We start from the raw sequence: 22927 nt of genomic DNA, 5'->3' as shown, positions 1-22927 counted from the left end.
CGGATGCGCGGAGCAGCGCAGACCGGTCACCTTCCGGTGTCGCAGTCGCCGGCAGGCCACCTGCCGGTCCTGTACACGCAGGTCCTGGATGGCCTGAAGGTGATCGAAAACGGAGTGTATCTCGATGGCACGTTCGGTCGTGGCGGTCACGCCCGCGGCGTGCTCGAGCAACTCGGTCCCGGAGGCCGGCTGCTGGTCATGGACAAGGATCCCGAGGCGATTGCGGTAGCCGAGCGTGATTTCGCGCCGGACCCGCGCGTCTCGATCTTCCGTGGCAGCTTCGCCGATCTGCTGCACTGGGATGCCACCGCGCAGGGCCTGGATGGCGTGCTGTTCGACCTGGGCGTGTCCTCGCCCCAGCTGGATGTCGCCGAGCGTGGCTTCAGCTTCGGCAAGGACGGCCCGCTGGACATGCGCATGGACCCGGACAGCGGCGAAAGCGCGGCGCAGTGGCTCAACCGTGCCGAAGAGCGCGAAATCGCCGATATCCTGTGGACCTATGGCGAAGAGCGCCAGAGCCGGCGCATCGCCCGCGCGCTGGTGGCCCGCCGCGAGAAGCAGCCGTTCAGCCGCACCGCCGAACTGGCCGATGCCATCGCCGCCGTGATGCCGCGTGGCAAGGACAAGATCAACCCGGCCACGCGCAGCTTCCAGGCGATCCGCATCCACATCAACCGCGAACTGGCCGACCTCGAGGCCGGCCTGGATGCCGCCCTGGCGCGCCTCAAGCCCGGTGGCCGCCTGGCCGTGATCAGCTTCCATTCGCTGGAAGACCGCATCGTCAAGCAGTTCATGAACCGCCATGCCAAGGCCCCGCCGAGCAACCGCCGGTTGCCCGAGGCGCAGCCGTTCGTGCCGACCCTGGTGCTGCACGGCGGCGCCATCAAGGCCGACGATGACGAGCTGGCGGTCAATCCGCGCTCGCGCAGCGCCGTGCTGCGCGTCGCCGAGAAGTGCGAGGTGGCCGGATGAGCCGCCTGCTGTTGATCGTGCTGCTGGCCTGCACCGTCGCCTCGGCGATCGGCGTGGTGTTCATGCGCCATCGCCACCGCCAGACCTTCGTGGAGCTGTCCCGGGTCGAGCGGGCGCGCGATGAGATCAACATCGAGTTCGGTCGCCTGCAGCTCGAGCAGGCCACCCTGGCCGAGGCCACCCGGGTCGACCGCGTCGCCCGCGAGCGCCTGGGCATGAAGTTCCCCGAAGCGGCCGATGTCGTGGTGATCCGGCCATGAACAAGTCCGGGCGCAACCGTGCGCGCAACAGCTTCAACCTCCGCCAGCGCCTGAAGTGGGTGGGGCTGGCGCTGGGCTTGTGCTCGGTCTCGCTGGTTGGTCGCGCTGCCTACGTGCAGATCATCAACAGCGAGTTCTACCAGCGCCAGGGCGAAGCCCGTTACCTGCGCGAGCTGCCGATCAATACCTCGCGCGGCATGATCACCGACCGCAACGGCGAGCCGGTGGCGGTCTCCACGCCGGTCGCCTCGATCTGGGTCAACCCGCAGGAACTGCTGCGCGCGCCGGACCGCATCCCGGAGCTGGCCACCGCGCTGGGCATGCCGCTGGACGAGCTGACCTCCAAGCTCTCGCAGAAGGCGGACAAGGAATTCATGTACCTGCGCCGCCGGATCAATCCGGACGACGCGGAGAAGGTGGTCGCGCTGAAGATCCCGGGCGTGGCCTCGCAGCGCGAGTTCCGTCGCTTCTACCCGCAGGGTGAGGCGATGGCGCACGTGCTGGGCTTCACCAATATCGACGACCGCGGCCAGGAAGGGCTGGAACTGGCCTTCGACGAATGGCTGCGCGGCAAGGCCGGTGCCAAGCGCGTGATCCGCAACCGCAAGGGCGACACTGTCGAAAGCGATCTGCTGCGCGCCGCCGAGCCGGGCAAGGACCTTACCCTCAGCATCGACCGCCGCATCCAGTTCCTGGCCTTCAAGGAGCTGCGCAACGCGCTGATCGCCAACAAGGCGGCCGGCGGCTCGATGGTGATCATGGATGTGGCCACCGGTGAAGTGCTGGCCATGGTCAACCTGCCGACCTACAACCCCAACGCCGTCGGCGGCGCGGCACCGGACACCCGTCGCAACCGCGCGGTGACCGATCTGGTCGAGCCCGGCTCGACCATGAAGCCGCTGACCATCGCCTCGGCGCTGCAGTCCGGCGTGGTCACCAAGGACACCACGGTGGATACCAACCCGGGCTACATGGCCGTGGGCCGGTTCACCATCAAGGACGTGCCGCGCAACAACGGCGTGCTCAACGTCACCGGCGTGATCACCCGCAGCTCGAACATCGGCGCGGCCAAGATCGCGGCCAAGATGCCGGACCAGGTCTTCTACGACCACGTGCACAGCTTCGGCTACGGCGTGTCGCCGCACAGCGGCTTCCCCGGCGAATCGGCCGGCGTGCTGCCGCGCCCGGCACGCTGGAGCGGCTCGTCCAAGACCACCATGTCCTACGGCTACGGCCTGAATGTCACCCCGCTGCAGATCGCCACGGCGTACTCGGCGCTGGGCAACGGCGGCAAGTTGATCGCGCCGACCTTCGTCAAGGGCCAGCGCAACGAAGGCAAGCAGATCATCGATGAGAACATCGCCAAGGAAGTGGTGGCGATGATGGAAACCGTGGTCACCCAGGGCGGCGCCAAGCAGGCCGCGGTGCTGGGCTACCACGTGGCCGGCAAGACCGGTACGGCCCGAAAGGCCGGCCCGGGCGGGTACGAGCGCGGGCATTACAACGCGCTGTTCGCCGGCGTGGTGCCGGCCACCAACCCGCGCTTTGCCACGGTGATCGTCATCAACGACCCACAGGCCGGCAAGTACTACGGCGGCCTGGTGTCCGCACCGGTGTTCCACAACGTCATGGAAGGCGCCCTGCGCCTGATGGACGTGCCGCCGGATGACATCGAGTCGTGGCTGGCCGCGCAGCAGTCCGGAAAGATGGGCCACTCGGCCTCGGTGCTGCCGATGCCGCCGCCGGAAACGGTGATCGCCCCCGACGCCGCCGCAGAATTCGATGCCGCGCTGCCCAGCGCGCACGCCACGGTGCCGCCCGCGCAGGGAGGCACCCAATGAGCCAGACGATGTTGCTTTCGCAATTGCTTCCCGATGTGGCACTGAGCCACGATCCGACCCTCACCGGCCTGGTGCTGGACAGCCGCGCGGTGCGCCCGGGCAACGCCTTCGTGGCGATCGCCGGTTTCGGCGCGCACGGGCTGGGGTTTGTCGACCAGGCGCGCGCCAATGGCGCTGCAGCGATTCTGTTCGACCCGCCGGCCCCGGCCGAACTGCCGGCGCCGGCCGATGCGATCGCCGTGCCGGGCCTGCGCAACCGCATGGGTGCGATGGCCGACCAGTTCCACGGCCATCCCTCGCGCGCGATGACGATGGTCGGAGTGACCGGCACCAACGGCAAGACCTCCACCGTGCAGCTGCTGGCCCAGGCCTGGCACCTGCTCGGCACCGCCAGTGGCAGCATCGGCACGCTGGGCGTGGGTCTGTACGGCGACGTCGTGCCGACCGGGTTCACCACGCCGCTGGTGCTGCAGATGCATGAGGTGCTGGCGCAGCTGCGCGATGCCGGCGCCCAGGCCGTGGCGATGGAAGTCAGCTCGCACGCGCTCGACCAGGGCCGCGTGGACGCCGTGCATTACGACGTGGCGGTGTTCACCAATCTCACCCGCGACCATCTCGACTATCACGGTGACATGGCGCAGTACGGTGCGGCCAAGGCCAGGCTGTTCCACCGCGATGGCCTGAAGGCTGCCGTGGTCAACCTCGATGACAGCTTCGGCAGCGAGCTGCTGCGCACCGTCGGCGAGAGCGTCCGCCCGATCGGCGTCAGCTCGCGCGGTGCCGCACAGGCCACCCTGCGTGCCGATTCGCTCACCCTGGATGGGCGCGGCATCGCCTTCGACCTGGTGGTCGACGGCCAGCGCCATCCGGTGCAGTCGCCGCTGCTCGGCCGTTTCAACGTGGACAACCTGCTGGCCGTGGCCGGTGCGCTGTATGCACTGGACCATGCCCCGGCCGCGATCGCCGCGCTGCTCTCGCAGCTGCAGCCGATTGCCGGCCGCATGAACCGCCTGGGCGGCGAGGGTGGGCTGCCCACCGTGGTGGTCGATTACGCCCACACCCCGGATGCGCTGGAACAGGCCTTGACCAGCGTGCAGGGCCATCTGGCCGGCCGCCTGGTCTGCGTGTTCGGCTGCGGCGGCGAGCGCGATACCGGCAAGCGCCCGCAGATGGCCGCCATCGCCGAACAGCATGCCGACGTGGTGATCGTCACCGACGACAATCCGCGCGGCGAAGACGGCGACGTGATCGTGGCCGACATCCTCAAGGGATTTGACGCACCCGCGGCGGTCACCGTGCAGCGCGATCGTGCCGCCGCGATTGCTGCTGCGATCGGCCAGGCCGGCGCGGGCGACATCGTGCTGATCGCCGGCAAGGGACATGAGCCCTACCAGGAGATCCACGGGGTCAAGCACGCCTTCGACGACACCGAGGTGGCCGGCCGAGTGCTGGCCGCGCGTGTGGACAACGCGGGCACGCTGCGCAGGGAGGCCCCATGAAGCGCACGCCGCTGTCGCTGATCGCCCATTGGGCCGGTGGCGAGATCCATGGCGAAGACACCGCCATCGATGCCATCAGCAATGACACCCGCACGCTTGCCCCGGGCAGCCTGTACGTGGCGCTGCGCGGCGAGCGTTTCGATGGTCATGATTTCGCAGCCGACGCCCTGGCGCGCGGTGCTTCGGCGATGCTGGTCGAGCGCCTGCTGGATGTGGCCCTGCCGCAGATCGTGGTTGCCGACAGTGAGCACGCCCTGGGCCGCATCGCCGCCGGCATGCAGCGCGACCGCGGCACCGAGGTGTTCGCGATCACCGGCAGCAACGGCAAGACCAGCGTCAAGAGCCTGCTGCTGGCGATCCTGGAGCAGGTGGCACGGGACGACCGCAAGGTGGTCTACGCCAACCCGGGCAACCGCAACAACGAGATCGGCCTGCCGCTGGCCGTGCTCGATGCGCCGGAAGATGCCGACTACGCCGTCTACGAGATGGGCGCCGGCAAGCCGGGCGATATCGCCTATCTCACCGAGATCGTGCGCCCGCACTACGCGCTGGTGAACAACATCGCGCCGGCGCATCTGGAGCGCATGGGCAGCCTGCAGGGCGTGGCCACCACCAAGGGCGCGATCTACGCGGCGCTGCCCTCCGATGGCGTGGCTGTGATCAATGCCGATGACGCCTTCGGGATCTGGTTCGAACAGCACATCGTCGGCCAGCCGCCGCGCTGCCGCGTGCTGCGCTACGGCCTGGACCACAGCGCCGATGTCACCGCGCGTGCGATCCGTCCGGCCGCGCAGGGCAGCCAGTTCGTGCTGTCCACGCCGCAGGGCGATGCAGAGATCACGCTGGGCCTGCCGGGCCGGCACAACATCAGCAATGCCCTGGCCGCTGCCTCGCTGGCGTTGGCCGCAGGCCTTCCGGTGGCGCAGATCGCCGCCGGCCTGGCCCGCGCCGAGCCGGTCCCGGGCCGCCAGATCGCGCACCAGCTGCCCAACGGCGCGGTGCTGATCGATGACAGTTACAACGCCAACCCCGGCTCGTTGGCCGCGGCCATCGATGCCCTGGCAGGCGTGAAGGAAGAAGGCTGGCTGGTGCTCGGCGACATGCGCGAACTCGGCCCGGACGGCGAGGCGCTGCATGCGCAGGCCGGCCGCCGTGCGCGCGAGGCTGGCCTGGCGCGGCTGTATACGCTCGGTCCGCTGAGCGCCGCCGCCTCGACCGCCTTCGGTGAAGGCGGCCAGCATTTCCAGAGCCACCAGGCCCTGGCCGCCGCGCTCGCCACCGAACTGCATGCCGGCGTGCGCTGCCTGGTCAAGGGCTCGCGTGGCAGCGCCATGGACACGATCGTCAAAGCGCTGCTCGCGCAAGGAGAGGAAACCCCCAATGTTGCTTGAACTGGCCCGATGGCTGCAGCAGTTGGAGAGCCTGTTCGGGCTGTTCGGCTACCTGACCCTGCGCGGCATCCTCGCGGCGCTGACCGCCCTGTTCCTGTCGCTGTGGCTCGGCCCGGCGATGATCCGCAAGCTTGCCCAGTTCAAGGGCGGCCAGCCGATCCGCAAGGACGGGCCGCAGACCCATTTCTCCAAGGCCGGCACGCCGACCATGGGCGGTTCGCTGATCCTGCTGACGATCACGCTGTCGGTGCTGCTGTGGGCCGACCTGCGCAACCGCTATGTCTGGCTGGTGCTGGCGGTGATGCTGTGCTTCGGTGCGATCGGCTGGTACGACGACTGGATCAAGATCGTCCGTCGTGATCCCAACGGCCTGAAGTCGCGCTGGAAGTACCTGCTGCAGTCGATCTTCGGCCTCGCGGCGGGTCTGTTCCTGTTCTACACCGCCGATGTCCCGGCGGCGATGACGTTCTACATCCCGATGTTCAAGTCGATCGCGTTGCCGCTGGCCGGCATCAGCTTCGTGGCCATCGCCTACTTCTGGATCGTCGGCTTCTCCAACGCGGTCAACCTGACCGACGGCCTGGACGGGCTGGCGATCATGCCGACCGTGCTGGTCGCCTGCGCGCTGGGCGTGTTCGCCTACGCCTCGGGCAACGTGGTGTTCTCCAGCTACCTGCAGATCCCGCAGATCCCGGGCGCCGGTGAGCTGGTCATCATCTGCGCGGCGATCGCCGGCGCAGGGCTGGGCTTCCTCTGGTTCAACACCTATCCGGCCATGGTCTTCATGGGCGACATCGGCGCGCTGGCGCTGGGCGCGGTGCTGGGCACGATCGCGGTGATCACCCGCCAGGAACTGGTGCTGGTGGTGATGGGTGGCGTGTTCGTGATCGAGACGCTGTCGGTGATGATCCAGGTCGCCTCGTTCAAGCTGACCGGCAAGCGCGTGTTCCGCATGGCGCCGATCCACCACCACTTCGAACTGAAGGGCTGGCCGGAGCCGCGCGTGATCGTGCGCTTCTGGATCATCTCGGTCGTGCTGGTCCTGATCGGCCTGGCCACGTTGAAGGTCCGCTGATGAACGACCTCTCGCGCCAAGCCACCCGCCTTGAAGCCATCGGAGGCCACTTCGACAAGTGGCTGCTGGGCGCGATCATCGCGCTCACCGGGCTGGGCGTGGTGATGGTCGCGTCGAGCTCGATCGCGCTGATGAGCAGCCCGTTCTACTACCTCAACCGCCACCTGATCTTCCTGGCGGTGGGTATCGGCCTGGCGATCATCGCCATGCGCACCGAGCTCAAGAGCATCGAGCAGTACAACCAGATCCTGCTGCTGGGCTGCTTCGCGCTGCTGGTGGTGGTGTTCATCCCGGGCCTGGGCAGCAGCGTCAACGGTGCCCGCCGCTGGATCAACCTGGGCATCTCCAAGTTCCAGACCGTCGAAGCGGTCAAGGTGCTCTACATCGTGTGGCTGTCCAGCTACCTGGTCCGCTTCCGCGATGAGGTCAATGCCACCTGGCCGGCGATGCTCAAGCCGCTCGGCGTGGCCGGCGCGCTGGTGGTGCTGCTGCTGCTGCAGCCGGACTTCGGTTCGTCCACGCTGCTGCTGGCCATCACCGCCGGCATGCTGGTGCTGGGCGGGGTCAACATGCCGCGCATGTCCATGCCGGTGATCATCGGCATGGTCGGCATGAGCGCGCTGGCGATCATCGAGCCGTACCGCATGCGCCGCATCACCTCCTTCCTGGACCCGTGGGCCGACCAGCAGGGCGATGGCTACCAGCTGTCCAACGCGCTGATGGCCGTGGGCCGCGGCGAGTGGACCGGCGTGGGCCTGGGCAACTCGGTGCAGAAGCTCTATTACCTGCCCGAAGCGCATACCGACTTCATCTTCTCGGTCACCGCCGAAGAGCTGGGCTTCCTCGGCACCTGCCTGATCATCGCGCTGTACGCACTGCTGGTTGGCCGCACCTTCTGGCTGGGCATGCGCTGCGTGGAAATGAAGCGCCACTTCTCCGGCTACATCGCCTTCGGCATCGGGCTGTGGATCAGCATGCAGAGCTTCGTCTCGATCGGGGTCAACCTGGGCATCCTGCCGACCAAGGGGCTGACCCTGCCGCTGATTTCCTCGGGCGGCTCGAGCGTGCTGATGACCTGCGTGGCGATGGGCCTGCTGCTGCGCGTCTCCTACGAACTGGATCGCGCCGAGCGCCGCCAGGCCGTGCGCATGGGTGCCGACCAGGAGGGGCCGCTGCCGGGGGATACGCCCAGGGCCGAGAGCGCCAGTGCGGTCGCTGCCGCGATGCAGGACAGCGGCAACCGTGATGCGGCACCGCGTGACAGCTCCACCCGTGGCACCAGCCGCATGCAGCAGCGCATCGAGCCGACGCTGGGGAGGATGGGATGAGCACGCCTCGCCTCGATCCGTCCCGTCGCCCGGTCATGATCATGGCCGGTGGTACCGGGGGGCACATCTTCCCGGGCCTGGCCGTGGCCAAGGTGCTGCGCGAGCGCGGCGTGCCGGTGACCTGGCTGGGTGCCGATGGCGCGATGGAAACGCGCCTGGTGCCGCAGCACGACATCCCCATCGACACGCTCGCCATCGGCGGCCTGCGCGGCAAGGGCAAGCTGGCCCTGCTCGGCGCGCCGCTGCGGCTGCTGCGTGCGATCCGCGCGGCCGGCTTCCTGATCCGCGATCGCCAGCCGCGTGCGGTGATCGCCTTCGGTGGCTTCGCCTCCGGCCCCGGCGGCATCGCCGCGCGCCTGCATGGCCTGCCGCTGCTGGTGCACGAACAGAACCGCGCCCCGGGCATGACCAACCGCGTGCTGTCGCGCGTCGCGCGCCGCGTGCTGGCCGGTTTCCCGGGCAGCTTCGCCAAGCGCGAGGAAGCGGTCGGCAATCCGGTGCGTGCCGAGATCGCCGCGATCACGCCGCCGGATCTGCGCCTGGCCAATCGCCAGGGCCCGTTGCACCTGCTGGTGCTCGGTGGCAGCCAGGGCGCACGCGTGCTCAACAACGCGGTGCCCAAGGCGCTGGCTGCACTGGGCGCCGGCATGCCGGTGCAGGTGCGTCACCAGAGCGGCGAGAAGCTGCATGCCGAAGCGCTGCAGGCCTATGCCGATGCCGGCGTGCAGGCAAGCGTGGAACCCTTCATCGCCGATATGGCCGAGGCGTTCGCCTGGGCCGATCTGGTCGTGTGCCGCTCCGGTGCCTCCACCCTGGCCGAGCTCTGCGCGGTCGGTGTGGGCAGTGTGCTGGTGCCGTTCGCGGCGGCCGTCGACGATCACCAGACCCGCAATGCGGAGTATCTGGTCGAGCGCGGCGCGGCCGTGTTGCTGAAGCAGGATGAAACGCTGGCGACGCAGTTGGAAGGCGTGCTGCGCGATCTGTCCGAAAATTCCGCCCGACGCATGCAGATGGCCAACGCCGCGCGTGCCCTGGCCAAGGTCGATGCCGCTGAGCGCATCGCCGACATCATTCTCGAGGAATCCAAATGAACACCGCTACGCGCGCCAGCCTGGCGCGAGGCCGCGCATGATCCGCCGCCTCCACGACACCAACGACCTGGTACGTGCGTTCCCGCGCGTGCACTTCGTCGGCATCGGCGGCACCGGCATGAGCGGCATCGCCGAAGTGATGCTGACGCTGGGCTATGAAGTGTCCGGTTCGGACAACGCCGACAACGCCGCGACCCGTCGCCTGGCCGGCCTGGGTGCGCGCGTGATGCGTGGCCATTCGGCTGCCAACGTGCTCGGCACCGACTGCGTGGTGGTCTCCAGCGCGATCCGCGATGACAACCCCGAGCTGATGGAAGCGCGCAGCCAGCGCATTCCGATCATGCCGCGCGCGGCGATGCTGGCCGAACTGATGCGCTTCCGCCGCGGCATCGCGGTGGCCGGCACGCACGGCAAGACCACCACCACCAGCCTGACCGCCGCGGTGCTGAGCGAAGGCGGGCTGGACCCGACCTTCGTGATCGGCGGCCAGCTGCTCGCTGCCGGTGCCAACGCCAAGCTCGGCAGTGGCCAGTGGCTGGTGGCCGAAGCCGATGAAAGCGATGGCAGCTTCCTGCGCCTGAACCCGCTGGTCTCGGTGATCACCAACATCGATTCGGACCACCTGGAAAACTACGGCAACGATTTCGCCCGGGTCCAGGCTGCGTTCGCCGAGTTCCTGCAGCGCCTGCCGTTCTACGGCCTGGCGGTGCTGTGCATCGATGATCCGGAAGTGGCCGCGCTGGCCGCGCAGACGCCGCGCCATGTCATGAGCTATGGCATGAGCAGCAACGCCGACGTGCGCGCCGAGGATGTGGTCCAGGATGGCCCGCGCATGCGCTTCACCCTGCGCCTGCCCGAAGGCAGCAGCCACCCGGTGACGCTGGCCCTGCCGGGCGCACACAACGTACTCAACGCCCTGGCCGCCGCGGCCGTGGGCTGGCAGCTGGGCGTGGCGCCGGAGGCGATCGCACGCGCGCTGGAAAGCTTTGCCGGCATCGGCCGCCGCTTCAACGATCTGGGCATCGTCACCACGCACACCGGTGCCAAGGTGCGTGTGATCGATGATTACGGTCACCACCCGCGCGAACTGGCCGCCGTGTTCGCCGCCGCCCGCGGCGGCTGGCCGAGCCAGCGCCTGGTCGTGGCGTTCCAGCCACACCGTTACAGCCGTACCCGCGATCAGTTCGACGCCTTCGCGGCGGTCCTCTCCGAAGTGGACGCACTGGTGCTGAGCGAGGTCTATCCGGCCGGCGAGGCGCCGATCCCGGGGGCCGATTCGCGTTCGCTGGCGCGCGCCATCCGCGCGCGTGGCCGCAGCGAGCCGGTCGTGGTCGGCAACGCCGCCGAACTGGCGCACGTGCTGCCCGACGTCCTGCAGGACGGTGACCTGCTGCTGATGATGGGCGCAGGCGACATCGGCTACATCGCCCAGCAGATCGCCGGCGAAGGCTTCCAGGAGGCCCCGGCGGCATGAACGCGCTGACCTTCCCGCCCCTGCGCCTCACCGATCCGGCCATGTTCGGCCGCGTCGCCGTGCTGCTGGGTGGCACCTCCAGCGAGCGCAACGTCTCGCTGGATTCGGGCCGCAACGTGATCGAAGCGCTGCGCGCGCGCGGCGTCGATGCGATCGCCGTCGATGGCATCCCGGCCCTGGCGCTGGCGCTGGTCGAGAAGCGTTTCGACCGCGTCTTCAACATCCTCCACGGCCACAACGGCGGTGGTGAGGACGGCATCGTGCAGGGCCTGATGGAGGCCTTCGGAGTGCCGTACACCGGCTCGGACGTGCTCGGCTCGGCGCTGAGCATGGACAAGATCCGCACCAAGCAGGTGTGGATCTCGCACGGCCTGCCGACCCCGCGCTTCATCGCGCTGGACCAGGCCTCCGATGTCCACGCCGCCGCAGCCGAGCTCGGCCTGCCGGTGGTGGTCAAGCCGGCCAACGAAGGCTCCAGCGTCGGCATCAGCCGCGTGGTGGAAGAGGCCGGCCTGGATGAGGCGGTCGCACTGGCAGTGCGCTATGACGGCCAGCTGCTGATGGAGCAGATGGTGGTCGGCGACGAGTTGACCGTGGCGATCCTGGGCGACCAGGCGCTGCCGTCGATCCGCATCGTGCCCAAGGGCCAGTGGTACGACTACAACGCCAAGTACATCGCCGAGGACACCCAGTACCTGTGCCCGGGGCTGGAAGGCGAGGACGAGATCGAGATCCGCCGCCTTGCACTGGCCGCGTTCCGCGCTGCCGGTTGCCGCGGCTGGGGCCGGGTGGACGTGATGCGCGACCGCAGCACGGGCCGCTTCTACCTGCTGGAAGTGAACACCGCGCCGGGCATGACCAGCCATTCGCTGGTGCCCAAGTCGGCCAGCCAGGCCGGGATCGGCTTTGAAGAGCTGGTCTGGCGCGTACTGGAACAGACCCTGCCGGGTCACGCAGCGCAGGAGAACCGCCACGCATGAACGCGGTGCTGCGCATCTTCGTCTGGTTGCTGGCCCTGTCGGTCGTGGCACTGCCCGTGGTGGCGGTGCTCAACGGCTGGGTCGGTGCCGAGCGGTGGCCCTTGGCCAAGCTGCGTGTGCACGGTGAGTTCAAGCGGGTGCCGGCCGAGCAGCTGCAGCAGGTGGTGCTGCCGTATGCGAAGTCCGGCTTCTTCGCGGTCAAGCTGCAGGATGCGCAGGACGCCATCGAAACGCTGCCGTGGGTGGAAAGCGCGCAGGTCCGCAAGCAGTGGCCCGACGTGCTGGAAATCACCCTGGTCGAGCACAAGCCGTTCGCGCGCTGGGGCCATGACCGCCTGCTCTCCGAGCAGGGCAAGCTGTTCGCCACGCCCAAGAAACTGCAGGACCTGGAACTGCCCGACCTGGATGGTCCGGACAGCCAGACCGAAGAAGTGGTGGCGCTCTACAACGATGCGCGCGCGCTGTTCGCGCCGGCCGGGGTGGACGTCAAGCGGGTCACCATGGACGCACGCGGCAGCTGGTCGCTGGTGCTGAGCAACGGCACCGAAGTGGTCGTCGGCCGCGACGATGCCCGCTCGCGCCTGCAGCGCTTCGTGCGCGTGCTGCCGCAGCTGGCCAACCAGGCGGCGCCGATCGAGCGCGCCGACCTCCGATATACCAATGGTTTCACACTGAGCTGGGGTACCCCGGCTCCGGCGACGCCGGCCGCACCGGCCGCGCCGGCCAATGTGGCGCACAGGACGCAGGACAGGACATGAATCGCAAGGGTGACAAATCACTGATCGTCGGTCTGGATATCGGCACCTCCAAGGTGGTGGCGCTGGTCGGCGAGTATTCGCCGGGCAATCCGATCGAGGTCATCGGCATCGGCTCGCACGAATCGCGCGGTCTCAAGCGCGGCGTGGTGGTGGATATCGAATCGACCGTGCAGTCCATCCAGCGTGCGGTCGAAGAGGCCGAGCTGATGGCCGGCTGCGAGATCCGCTCGGTGTACGCCTCGATCTCCGGCAACCACGTGCAGTGCAAGAACTCGCCCGGCATCGTGCCGATCCGCGACGGCGAAGTGACCTGGGGCGACCTGGACCGCGTGCTGGACGCAGCCAAGGCGGTGGCCATCCCGGCCGATCAGAAGATCCTGCATGCGATCCCGCGTGAGTACGTGCTGGATGATTCGCAGGAAGGCATCCGCAACCCGGTCGGCATGACCGGCGTGCGCCTGGAAGTGCACGCCCACCTGGTGGTGTGCGCACAGTCGGCCGCCGCCAACATCTCCAAGTGCGTGCAGCGCTGCGGCCTGCAGGTCGATGACCTGGTGCTGTCCTCGCTGGCCTCCAGCGTGGCCGTGCTGACCGCCGACGAGCGCGAGCTGGGCGTGGTGCTGGTCGACATGGGCGCGGGTACCACCGACCTGGCCGTGTTCGTGCAGGGCGCGATCTGCCACACCGCCTCGCTGCCGATCGCCGGCGACCACGTCACCAACGACATCGCGCACATGCTGCGCACGCCGACCCCGGAAGCCGAGCAGATCAAGGTGCGCTACGCCTGCGCCCTGGCCCAGCTGGCCACCGCCGAGGAAAGCATCCAGGTGCCCAGCGTCGGTGATCGTCCACCGCGCCGGATGCCGCGCCATGCACTCGCCCAGGCGGTGCAGGGCCGCTACGAAGAGATCTTCGAGATGGTGCAGGCCGAACTGCGCCGCTCCGGTTTCGAGGAACTGGTGCGCGCCGGCATGGTGCTCACCGGCGGCGCTTCGAAGATGGAAGGCGTGGTCGAACTGGCCGAGGAAATGCTGCAGATGCCGGTACGCGTGGGCATCCCGCAGCACGTCACCGGCCTGGGCGAAGTAGTGGGCAACCCGGTGCATGCCACCGGCGTGGGCCTGCTGCTGATGGGCAGCCAGATCGAACACCCGCGTCGCCCGTCGCTGCCGACCGGCCGCGCCGGCAGCATGTTCAAGAAGCTCAAAACTTGGTTCCGCGGCGAGTTCTGATCGCGGCCCGCAACAGGCAGTACACATGCAATAAGCGATAAGCAGTTCCCGAAAAATCCACACACCGTCCACGCAACGCCGCAACACCCCGCATCACGACGTACACAGCAAGCGCATTACCCGGCCACCTGGCCGACCATTGAAGCAGGCAACACCGTCGCGGTTGGCTCTATCCAGCCCGGCATACCAACTACAACTCGCCGGCACGACGGTGGGGAGGACAGGAGAAGGATTCTCCGAAGCCCCCGTCCCGCGTAAACGGCAACACGAGGACACGGACATGGCGCATTTCGAACTGATTGAAAAGATGGCACCCAATGCGGTGATCAAGGTGATCGGCGTGGGCGGCGGCGGCGGTAACGCCGTGGCGCACATGGTCAGCACCAGTGTGGACGGCGTGGAATTCATCACCGCCAACACCGATTCGCAGGCCATCAAGAATTGCGGTGCCAAGCTGCAGCTGCAGCTGGGTACCAACGTCACCAAGGGCCTGGGCGCAGGCGCGAACCCGGAAGTCGGCCGCCAGGCCGCGCTGGAAGACCGTGAGCGCATCATGGATGCCCTGCAGGGTGCGGACATGGTGTTCATCACCGCCGGCATGGGCGGCGGCACCGGCACCGGTGCAGCCCCGGTCGTGGCGCAGCTGGCCAAGGAGATGGGCATCCTGACCGTCGCCGTGGTCACCAAGCCGTTCCCGTTCGAAGGCCGTCGCCGCATGCAGGTCGCGCTGAAGGGCATCGAAGAGCTGAGCCAGCATTGCGATTCGCTGATCACGATCCCGAACGAAAAGCTGATCACCGTGCTGGGCCGCAACGCCACCATGATCCAGGCCTTCCGTGCCGCCAACGACGTGCTGCAGGGCGCCGTGCAGGGCATCGCCGATCTGATCGTGCGTCCGGGCCTGATCAACGTCGACTTCGCCGACGTGCGCACCGTCATGTCCGAAATGGGCCTGGCGATGATGGGTACCGGCACCGCGCGTGGCGATGACCGCGCCCAGGCCGCGGCTGAAGCCGCCATCCAGAACCCGCTGCTGGACGATGTGAACCTGGCCGGTGCCAACGGCATCCTGGTCAACATCACCGCCGGCGCCGACTTCACGATGGCCGAGTTCGACGAGATCGGCCGCACCATCGATGGCTTCGCCTCCGAAGATGCCACCGTGGTCGTGGGTACCGTGCTGGACCCGGACATGCAGGACGAAGTCCGCGTGACCGTGGTCGCCACCGGCCTGAATCGTGCCGTCACCGCCAAGACCCAGCGTCCGGGCGAGCGCGCACCGATCAAGCTGGTCCGCAACGCCACCACCGGCCAGCCGGAGTTCGGCGAATTCGACAACGGCGGCGATGCGGTCTCCAAGGCCGTCGGCGGGATGGGCATGGGCATGGGCCTGCGTCGTCCCAGTGCCGACACCGTGGCACCGTCGGCTCCGAGCGCTTCGGGTCCGGCCGCCGCTGAACTGCCCAACGATTACCTGGACATCCCGGCGTTCCTGCGCCGCCAGGCGGACTGAGTAACGCTGGCCGGGGTCTTGTCCTCCCCGGTAAGCACCTCCATGTCCCATGCTGCCGGGCCAGGATCGGCCCGGCAGTCTGACCGCCGTCGTGCATCGCGCACGTCCGGGCAGTGCTGTCGACGCACCACGGTTCACGGAAGGGACAGCGGTAGTGCGTGTTATTCTTGTTTGTCACAGCCGCGCTGACCGCGCGCTTTCTGGTCCTGCCCCCGATGATCCCGCAACGCACCCTCAAGAACACGATCCGCGCCACCGGCGTCGGCCTTCACAGCGGTGACAAGGTCTACATGACCCTGCGCCCGGCCCCGGTCAACCATGGCATCGTGTTCCGCCGCGTCGATATGGACCCGGTGGTGGAAGTGCCCGCGCGTGCGGACCTGGTCACCGAAGTCACGCTGTGCACCGGCCTGACCTACCACGAGGCCAAGATCCAGACCGTCGAACACCTGATGTCGGCCCTGGCCGGCCTGGGTGTGGACAACATCATCGTGGAGCTGTCCTCGGCCGAGCTGCCGATCATGGACGGTTCCTCCGGCCCGTTCGTGTTCCTGCTGCAGTCAGCGGGCATCGCCGAACAGGACGCGCCGAAACGCTTCATCCGCATTCTCAAGACGGTGGAAGTCACCGATGGCGACAAGGTCGCCCGCTTCGAGCCGTACGAAGGCTACAAGCTCGGCTTCACCATCCAGTTCAACCACCCGATGATCCCGGCCAAGCAGTCGCGCGCGGAAATCGAGTTCTCGACCCTGGCCTACACCAAGGAAATCTCCCGCGCCCGGACCTTCGGCTTCATGCGGGATCTGGAATACATGCGCGAGCGCAACCTGGGCCTGGGCGGTTCGATGGACAACGCCATCGTGCTCGACGAGTTCCGCGTGCTCAACGACGACGGCCTGCGCTACGCCGACGAGTTCGTGCGCCACAAGATCCTCGACGCGATCGGCGATCTGTACCTGGCCGGTGGCCAGGTGCTCGGCGCTTACGAGGGCTTCAAGTCCGGCCATGCGCTCAACAACAAGCTGGTACGCGCCCTGCTGGCCGATGCCAGCGCGTGGGAGTGGGTCAGCTACGAGTCGCCTGCGGTCGAGGCCCCCGTCGTCTATGGTCTGCCGGCCTACGCCTGAGCCAAGTGCTGGCCAACCCATTGATCTGAAAGAAAATAGAACGGCGCCCAAGGCGCCGTTTCTGTTTCAGGGGGTCAGGACGGGCTCAACACCGCGTGATCTTGACGTCAATGAACCGTAGGGGTGCACAGCGCACAGATTTGTGAACCTCATCAAGGTTTGTGCCGAATTTAACGTTAATTTAATAAAACACTAACGACTGGCGGCACCGACGCCGCTACAGTGCAGACCGGCTCCCAGCCAAAGTTCACGTGATCGTGACGCGGCCGGGAAGGGGCGGGATGCCCCGATGGCTTCACGACTTGGAGGAATCCACGTCGCGCAGACAAGCCAACGCGTCGCGTAGCCCTTTGTGCGTGGCGGCTGAAACAGCGTGGGGGCCATTCCTGTTGTCGATCGCTGGGGAGCGTGGGGGAGGGGCGGACGCTGTTTTGACGGTCACCTTGGTGACCTTCAGCCCGATGGACCGGGCCGCGTCGATCAACTGTGCTTCGGCAAGCCGGACCTTGGCGTGCCACACGGGAGATTCGACGAGAAAAACGAGGTGCTCGCCGTTTACATTCGCCAGCCGGCAACGGGTGGCCAGTGCAGGCGGCAAATGGGGGCGCAATTGACGGTCCAGCGCGTCGAGCCACAAGGCACGACGCAGCGGGTTACCGGCTTTGTCCGCCATGACCGCATCCAGCGCCGGCTTCGGCGTGGATGGGGAACGGGCACTGGATTTCGGCTCAGACATGAAAACTCACTGATGGCATTCAAAAAGATCGTAATCAAAACGCGTGAAGGACAGGCCAAGACGCCGCTGGCGCGTTTGCGTTTCTACTTCGAAGATTCCCCCCGTGCCCTGCTGGGCAGTGTGCTGGGGGTGGGCTGCCTGATCGGCTTCGGTGCCGGTATCGGTGGCAGCATGTTCAACGATTCCCGGCTCCACGCCAAGGTCGCACAGCAGGAACGCGAACTGGCGCAGGCTCAGAAGGACGCTCAGACCCAGGTCAACGCGCTGGCAGCGCGGATGGGCGAGCTGCAGGCGCAGGCCACCCGTCTCAACGCCCTGGGCGAACGACTCACCCAGATGGGCAAACTGGAAGACGGCGAATTCGACTTCAACGAGACCCCCGGCCTCGGTGAAGGCGAGCCCGGCCCGACCCAGGACATCCCGGTCAGCGCGGTCAACGCCGACTTACAGGTGCTGGAGCAGCGCTTTGCTGCTTCAGGCCGCCAGCTGTCGGTGATGGAATCGCTGATGTTCGACCACCAGCTCGAACAGAATGCCGTGCCCTCGCGCATGCCGATCCGCAACACCTACATCACCTCCAACTTCGGTACCCGCAGCGATCCGTTCGGTCGCGGTGCGGCCACCCACAAGGGCATGGATTTCCACGCCAAGGTTGGTGACCCGGTGATGTCGGTGGCCGATGGCGTGGTCAGCTTCGCCGGCGTGAAGGGCGGTTACGGCAACGTGGTCGATGTGGACCATGGCAACGGCTATGTGACCCGCTATGCGCACAATTCGCGCCTGGTGGTGAAGCCGGGCGATCTGGTCCGGGCCGGCCAGGAAGTGGCCAAGGCCGGTTCCACGGGCCGTTCCACCGGTGCCCACGTGCACTTCGAGGTCTGGGAACGCGGCCAGGTGGTCAATCCGCGCAAGTTCCTCGGTGATGGCGGCAACACCCCGGTCGGCCGCGTTTCGCGGGGCTGATCACGGTAACGAACTTGAACGGGGGTGCTTGAAACGCCGGACCCCCGTCCCAAGCTACAATGGGTGTTGCCATAGACAGGGCGCGGTGCGCCCTGTTTCGTTTGCGGCGTGCGCATCCCCCGGGGAGAGCGCCGCCGTTGGGGCGTCTCATTCCAACCGGTTCCTTCAATGATCAACAGCCTGCTTACCCGCGTCTTCGGCAGTCGTAATGAACGACAGCTGCGCCAGCTCAACCGCATCGTCGCCAAGGTCAATGCGTTGGAGCCGGAAATCGAAAAGCTCTCCGACGAGCAGCTCAAGGCCAAGACCCCGGAGTTCAAGCAGCGCATCGCTGACGGTGAAGCCCTGGACAAGGTGCTGCCCGAAGCGTTCGCGGTCTGCCGTGAAGCCAGCCGCCGCGTGCTCGGCATGCGCCATTACGACGTCCAGCTGATCGGCGGCATGGTCCTGCACCTGGGCAAGATCGCCGAAATGCGCACCGGTGAAGGCAAGACCCTGGTCGCCACGCTGCCGGTCTACCTCAACGCGCTGGAAGGCAAGGGCGTCCACGTGGTCACCGTGAACGACTACCTGGCCCGCCGTGACTCGGCGCAGATGGGCAAGCTCTACAACTGGCTGGGCCTGAGCGTGGGCGTGGTCTACCCGGGCATGCCGCACGGCGACAAGCGCGAGGCGTACGCCAGCGACATCACCTACGGCACCAACAACGAATTCGGCTTCGATTACCTGCGCGACAACATGGCGCTGTCCCGTGCGGACCGCTACCAGCGCGGCCTGCACTACGCCATCGTCGACGAAGTCGACTCCATCCTGATCGATGAAGCCCGTACCCCGCTGATCATCTCCGGCCCGGCCGATGACTCCCCGGAGCTGTACATCCGCGTCAACCGCGTCGTCCCGCACCTGATCAAGCAGGATGCCGAGGAAGGCGAGGGCGATTTCTGGGTGGACGAGAAGGGCAAGCAGGTCCATCTGTCCGAAGCGGGCATGGAGCATGCCGAGGCGCTGCTGGTCGAAGCCGGCATCCTCAATGCCGAAACCGAAGGCCTGTACGCCGCGCAGAACCTGACGGTGGTGCATCACCTCAATGCCGCCCTGCGCGCGCATGCCATCTACCAGCGCGACGTGGATTACATCGTGCGCGATGGCGAAGTGGTGATCGTCGATGAATTCACCGGCCGTACCCTGGCCGGCCGCCGCTGGTCCGATGGCCTGCACCAGGCGGTGGAAGCGAAGGAAGGCGTGCCGGTCCAGCGCGAGAACCAGACCCTGGCGAGCATCACCTTCCAGAACCTGTTCCGCATGTACAAGAAGCTGTCCGGCATGACCGGTACGGCCGATACGGAAGCCTACGAATTCCAGAGCATCTACAACCTGGAAGTGGTGGTGATCCCGACCAACCGCCCGACCATCCGCAAGGACGGTTCGGACCAGGTGTTCCTCAACCGCAACGGCAAGTTCAACGCCGTGCTGGCCGATATCCAGGCCTGCAACGAGCGCGGCCAGCCGGTGCTGGTGGGTACCACCTCGATCGAAACCTCGGAGATGCTGTCCGAGCACCTGACCAAGGCCGGTGTGCACCACGAAGTGCTCAACGCCAAGCAGCACGACCGCGAAGCGACCATCATCGCCAACGCCGGCATGCCGGGCGCGGTGACCATCGCCACCAACATGGCCGGCCGTGGTACCGATATCGTGCTCGGTGGTTCGCTGGAAGCGCAGCTGCATGAGCTGGGCGAAGACGCCACCGACGAGCAGCGCGCCCAGGTCAAGGCCGAGTGGCAGAAGCGCCATGACGCGGTCAAGGCGGCCGGTGGCCTGCACATCGTCGGTACCGAGCGCCACGAATCACGCCGTATCGACAACCAGCTGCGTGGCCGTTCGGGCCGCCAGGGCGATCCGGGTTCGTCCCGTTTCTACCTGTCGCTGGAAGACAACCTGATGCGCATCTTCGCCTCGGACTGGGTCCAGAAGGCGATGCGCATGATGGGCATGAAGGAAGACGACGTCATCGAGGATCGTCTGGTCAGCCGCCAGATCGAGAAGGCGCAGCGCAAGGTCGAAGCGCACAACTTCGACATCCGCAAGAACCTGCTGGACTTCGACGACGTCAACAACGATCAGCGCAAGGTGATCTATAGCCAGCGCGACGAACTGCTGGATGCGGAGTCGGTGAAGGAGAACGTCGATGGCATCCGCGGCGACGTGATCTTCGATGTGGTGGCGCGCTTCGTGCCGCCGAACTCGATCGATGAGCAGTGGGACCTGCAGGGTCTGGAAGCGACGCTGGCCTCGGACTTCGGCATCGACATGTCGCTGACCGAGCTGGTCAAGGCGCACGAGGAACTGGACGCCGAAGGCATCGCCGAGAAGGTGCAGGCCAAGGTGGACGAGCACTTCGCCGCGAAGGAAGCCGGCGTGGGCGACGAGACCATGCGCGCGCTGGAGAAGCACGTGATGCTGACCGTGCTGGACCAGAGCTGGAAGGAGCACCTGGCGCGCATGGATTACCTGCGCCAGGGCATCTACCTGCGCGGTTATGCGCAGAAGCAGCCGAAGCAGGAGTACAAGAAGGAAGCCTTCGAGCTGTTCTCGGAAATGCTCGAGAACGTAAAGCGCGAAGTGGTGACGTTGCTGGCGCGCGTGCGCATCCGCAGCGAAGAGGAAGTGGCGGCACTGGAGCAGGCCGAGCGTCAGCAGGCCGAAGCACGCCTGCTGCAGTCGCAGTTCCAGCACCAGGACGCCGGCGGCTACGGTGCCGACGAAGAGGCCGCGCAGGTGGAGGCCGCCCAGAACGGCGTGCCGCAGGTCACCCGCGATGAGCCGAAGGTCGGCCGCAACGATCCGTGCCCGTGCGGCAGCGGCAAGAAGTACAAGCACTGCCATGGGCAGCTGAGCTGATTGGCTGATCCGCTGATCGGAAGTGCTGAAGAAGCCCCGCCTTGTGCGGGGCTTTTTTTGGCTCCTCTTACATCCGTGTGGCAGGCATGCAGCGCGGTCTGACCTGCTCCAGGGCGGCGGTGGCTGGGTCGGCGCTGGGGCCCTTACGCTCGCGGCAACCCCGAGCGGAGACACCACGACGATCCACACTGCGCCTCCACAACTACCCGCAGGGGCATTGCGTCACCGGGGCCGCTTTGGGCATCCTCCGGGTATGTCATCTCCCCTTCGTTCGATCCATGTCGTGGCCGGCGTCATCACCGATGCCCGCGGCCGCATCCTGCTCAACCGACGTACCGAGAACCGCGATATGGCCGGCCTGTGGGAGTTCCCGGGCGGCAAGCGGGAGCCCGGCGAGACCTCCGAGCAGGCCCTGGTGCGGGAACTGCGCGAGGAGCTGGGGATCGAGGCGGAGGTCGGTGAGTGGATCATGGACGTGCCGCAGATCTACCCGGACAAGCGGCTCCGCCTCGAGGTGCGCCGGATCCAGGGCTGGAAGGGCTCGCCGCGTGGGCGGGAAGGGCAGGCGATCACCTGGGTGGCCCCGGACAAACTGCACCGGTACTCGATGCCGCCGGCGGACCTGCCGGTGGTGGCGGCGTTGCGCCAGCCGGATCGGTATCTGATCACCCCGGAGCTGGAGGGCGAGGAGGACAGTGTCCACCAGGCATGGCTGGGGCGCCTGGCGCAGGCGCTGGAGAGTGGCGTGCGCCGGGTGCAGCTGCGCACGCCCTCCAGTCCGGCGCGGGTGGCGCTGGCCGAGCGCGTGATCCAGCAGCATGGGCCGCGCACGCAGTGGCTGGTGAACCGGGATATCGACCTGGCCGGGCGGCTGGGCGTCGGGGTGCATCTGGGCAGTGAGCAGCTGCTGGCGCTGGGCGAGCGGCCGCTGCCGGCCGGTCAGCTGGTGGCGGCCTCCTGCCACGATCTGGCGCAGCTGCAGGCGGCGCAGCGGCTGGGCTGTGATTTTGCGGTGCTGGGACCCGTGCAGGCGACGGACAGCCATCCCGGCATAGCGCCGCTGGGCTGGGACGCGTTCGAAGCGCTGCGCGAGCAGGTCTCGCTGCCGCTGTACGCGCTGGGCGGGATGACCCCCGGCGATATCGAGCAGGCGCGCCGCCACGGCGCGCAGGGCATCGCGGCGATCCGCTCGCTGTGGCCGGCTACAGCGTGATCCAGAAGCAGCCGTACTGACGCCGCAGGCCGAACACGGTCCGGGCCGGGGTGGCGGTGCTGCCCAGGGTCTGTTCGATGCGCAGTCCGATGGGGCGGGGGCGCGAAGGCGCCGATTCAGGACCTGCAGCGGCAAGCGCCGGGTCCACCATCACCGGCGCGCTTTCGGGGTAGATCGGGGCGATGTCGACCAGGGGGCGCTGAACCACCGATTCAAGCCGCCCGATGATGTGGTTCGCGGTCGCGTTGGAGACGTTGCTCCACAGGTAGATCGAGGACAACCGGTTCACGTCCTGCGCGCTGACCGCGTCGCGGATCTGGCCGGTCAGCTCGCTGAGCCGGCGCGCGCAGCCGGCGCGATAGATGCCGGTGTTGCCGACGCTCGCGGTGCGCGGGGGCAAGCGCGACGTAGCACCCACTGCATCGCAGCGGCGGTCGGTGAAGACGGTTTCGCCCTGCGCGTTGGTACAGCGGTTCACGCGCTGCGGCGCCTGCGCCAGGACGGGCAGCGAGGGCAGGCACAGCGCACACAGCAGGAGCCACACGAGCGGTTTCATCGCAGCAGCGTAGCGGC

At 67.4% G+C, this 22927-nt stretch carries 19 protein-coding genes; 17 read left to right on the top strand and 2 right to left on the bottom strand.

The window, feature by feature from the left end; genetic code table 11:
* The first annotated feature begins 3 nt into the window (after positions 1-3).
* The 14 genes from rsmH to lpxC all read left to right on the top strand — a co-directional run bounded on the left by rsmH (position 4) and on the right by lpxC (position 16541).
* The gene (gene rsmH / locus POS15_RS14885) at positions 4-972 is read left to right on the top strand and encodes a 16S rRNA (cytosine(1402)-N(4))-methyltransferase RsmH (protein WP_284128366.1); all 969 of its coding nucleotides are present in this window, start codon (positions 4-6) and stop codon (positions 970-972) included.
* Positions 969-1232 carry a cell division protein FtsL gene (gene ftsL / locus POS15_RS14880; protein ID WP_019182492.1) on the top strand — a complete coding sequence of 88 codons (264 nt, stop codon included), beginning with the start codon at positions 969-971 and terminating at the stop codon, positions 1230-1232. The genes rsmH and ftsL overlap by 4 nt, the downstream gene beginning before the upstream one ends.
* Positions 1229-3073 (top strand): penicillin-binding transpeptidase domain-containing protein, encoded by a 1845-nt coding sequence (locus tag POS15_RS14875; RefSeq protein WP_019182491.1) that lies wholly within the window; start codon positions 1229-1231, stop codon positions 3071-3073. The genes ftsL and POS15_RS14875 overlap by 4 nt, the downstream gene beginning before the upstream one ends.
* The gene (locus POS15_RS14870; protein ID WP_284128365.1) at positions 3070-4572 is read left to right on the top strand and encodes a UDP-N-acetylmuramoyl-L-alanyl-D-glutamate--2,6-diaminopimelate ligase; all 1503 of its coding nucleotides are present in this window, start codon (positions 3070-3072) and stop codon (positions 4570-4572) included. Before POS15_RS14875 ends, POS15_RS14870 begins: the two co-directional genes overlap by 4 nt.
* On the top strand, positions 4569-5963 hold the full coding sequence (murF, locus tag POS15_RS14865) for a UDP-N-acetylmuramoyl-tripeptide--D-alanyl-D-alanine ligase (RefSeq protein WP_284128364.1): 1395 nt from the start codon (positions 4569-4571) through the stop codon (positions 5961-5963). Before POS15_RS14870 ends, murF begins: the two co-directional genes overlap by 4 nt.
* Positions 5953-7038 (top strand): phospho-N-acetylmuramoyl-pentapeptide-transferase, encoded by a 1086-nt coding sequence (gene mraY / locus POS15_RS14860; RefSeq protein ID WP_019182488.1) that lies wholly within the window; start codon positions 5953-5955, stop codon positions 7036-7038. The genes murF and mraY overlap by 11 nt, the downstream gene beginning before the upstream one ends.
* The gene (gene ftsW / locus POS15_RS14855; RefSeq protein ID WP_019182487.1) at positions 7038-8366 is read left to right on the top strand and encodes a putative lipid II flippase FtsW; all 1329 of its coding nucleotides are present in this window, start codon (positions 7038-7040) and stop codon (positions 8364-8366) included. Before mraY ends, ftsW begins: the two co-directional genes overlap by 1 nt.
* Complete coding sequence (gene murG, locus POS15_RS14850; protein WP_019182486.1) at positions 8363-9457, top strand: undecaprenyldiphospho-muramoylpentapeptide beta-N-acetylglucosaminyltransferase; 1095 nt, start codon at positions 8363-8365, stop codon at positions 9455-9457. Before ftsW ends, murG begins: the two co-directional genes overlap by 4 nt.
* 37 nt (positions 9458-9494) lie before the next feature.
* Positions 9495-10931, top strand: a complete 1437-nt coding sequence (gene murC, locus POS15_RS14845) for a UDP-N-acetylmuramate--L-alanine ligase (protein WP_019182485.1) — start codon at positions 9495-9497, stop codon at positions 10929-10931.
* Positions 10928-11911 carry a D-alanine--D-alanine ligase gene (locus POS15_RS14840; protein ID WP_019182484.1) on the top strand — a complete coding sequence of 328 codons (984 nt, stop codon included), beginning with the start codon at positions 10928-10930 and terminating at the stop codon, positions 11909-11911. The genes murC and POS15_RS14840 overlap by 4 nt, the downstream gene beginning before the upstream one ends.
* Positions 11908-12669 (top strand): cell division protein FtsQ/DivIB, encoded by a 762-nt coding sequence (locus tag POS15_RS14835; protein ID WP_019182483.1) that lies wholly within the window; start codon positions 11908-11910, stop codon positions 12667-12669. Before POS15_RS14840 ends, POS15_RS14835 begins: the two co-directional genes overlap by 4 nt.
* Positions 12666-13901 (top strand): cell division protein FtsA, encoded by a 1236-nt coding sequence (ftsA, locus tag POS15_RS14830; RefSeq protein ID WP_017355446.1) that lies wholly within the window; start codon positions 12666-12668, stop codon positions 13899-13901. The genes POS15_RS14835 and ftsA overlap by 4 nt, the downstream gene beginning before the upstream one ends.
* A gap of 280 nt (positions 13902-14181) precedes the next feature.
* Positions 14182-15414, top strand: a complete 1233-nt coding sequence (gene ftsZ, locus POS15_RS14825; protein WP_019182482.1) for a cell division protein FtsZ — start codon at positions 14182-14184, stop codon at positions 15412-15414.
* 215 nt (positions 15415-15629) lie between these two features.
* Positions 15630-16541: a UDP-3-O-acyl-N-acetylglucosamine deacetylase gene (lpxC, locus tag POS15_RS14820; protein WP_019182481.1), complete on the top strand. Its 912-nt coding sequence runs from the start codon at positions 15630-15632 to the stop codon at positions 16539-16541.
* Between the two features lie 295 nt (positions 16542-16836).
* Here lpxC and POS15_RS14815 read toward each other — a convergent pair whose 3' ends face one another.
* Positions 16837-17277 carry a DUF721 domain-containing protein gene (locus POS15_RS14815; RefSeq protein ID WP_026069663.1) on the bottom strand — a complete coding sequence of 147 codons (441 nt, stop codon included), beginning with the start codon at positions 17275-17277 and terminating at the stop codon, positions 16837-16839.
* A 12-nt stretch (positions 17278-17289) separates the two neighbouring features.
* Between POS15_RS14815 and POS15_RS14810 the strand changes: the two genes are divergently transcribed.
* The 3 genes from POS15_RS14810 (at position 17290) to POS15_RS14800 (ending at position 22354) form a co-directional block, all read left to right on the top strand.
* The gene (locus POS15_RS14810; RefSeq protein ID WP_019182479.1) at positions 17290-18240 is read left to right on the top strand and encodes a M23 family metallopeptidase; all 951 of its coding nucleotides are present in this window, start codon (positions 17290-17292) and stop codon (positions 18238-18240) included.
* A 168-nt stretch (positions 18241-18408) separates the two neighbouring features.
* A complete protein-coding gene (gene secA, locus POS15_RS14805) occupies positions 18409-21141 on the top strand; it encodes a preprotein translocase subunit SecA (protein ID WP_019182478.1) in 2733 nt (910 codons plus the stop codon).
* A 253-nt stretch (positions 21142-21394) separates the two neighbouring features.
* Positions 21395-22354 (top strand): Nudix family hydrolase, encoded by a 960-nt coding sequence (locus POS15_RS14800; RefSeq protein WP_019182477.1) that lies wholly within the window; start codon positions 21395-21397, stop codon positions 22352-22354.
* Here POS15_RS14800 and POS15_RS14795 read toward each other — a convergent pair.
* Entirely contained in the window at positions 22344-22910 is a 567-nt protein-coding gene (locus tag POS15_RS14795) for a hypothetical protein (protein ID WP_019182476.1), read from the bottom strand. The genes POS15_RS14800 and POS15_RS14795 overlap by 11 nt on opposite strands.
* Positions 22911-22927: the final 17 nt, after the last annotated feature.

The sequence above is a fragment of the Stenotrophomonas sp. BIO128-Bstrain genome, assembly GCF_030128875.1.
GTDB classification, from domain to species: Bacteria; Pseudomonadota; Gammaproteobacteria; order Xanthomonadales; family Xanthomonadaceae; genus Stenotrophomonas; species Stenotrophomonas bentonitica_A.
This window is presented reverse-complemented; position numbering and strand designations above follow the sequence as displayed.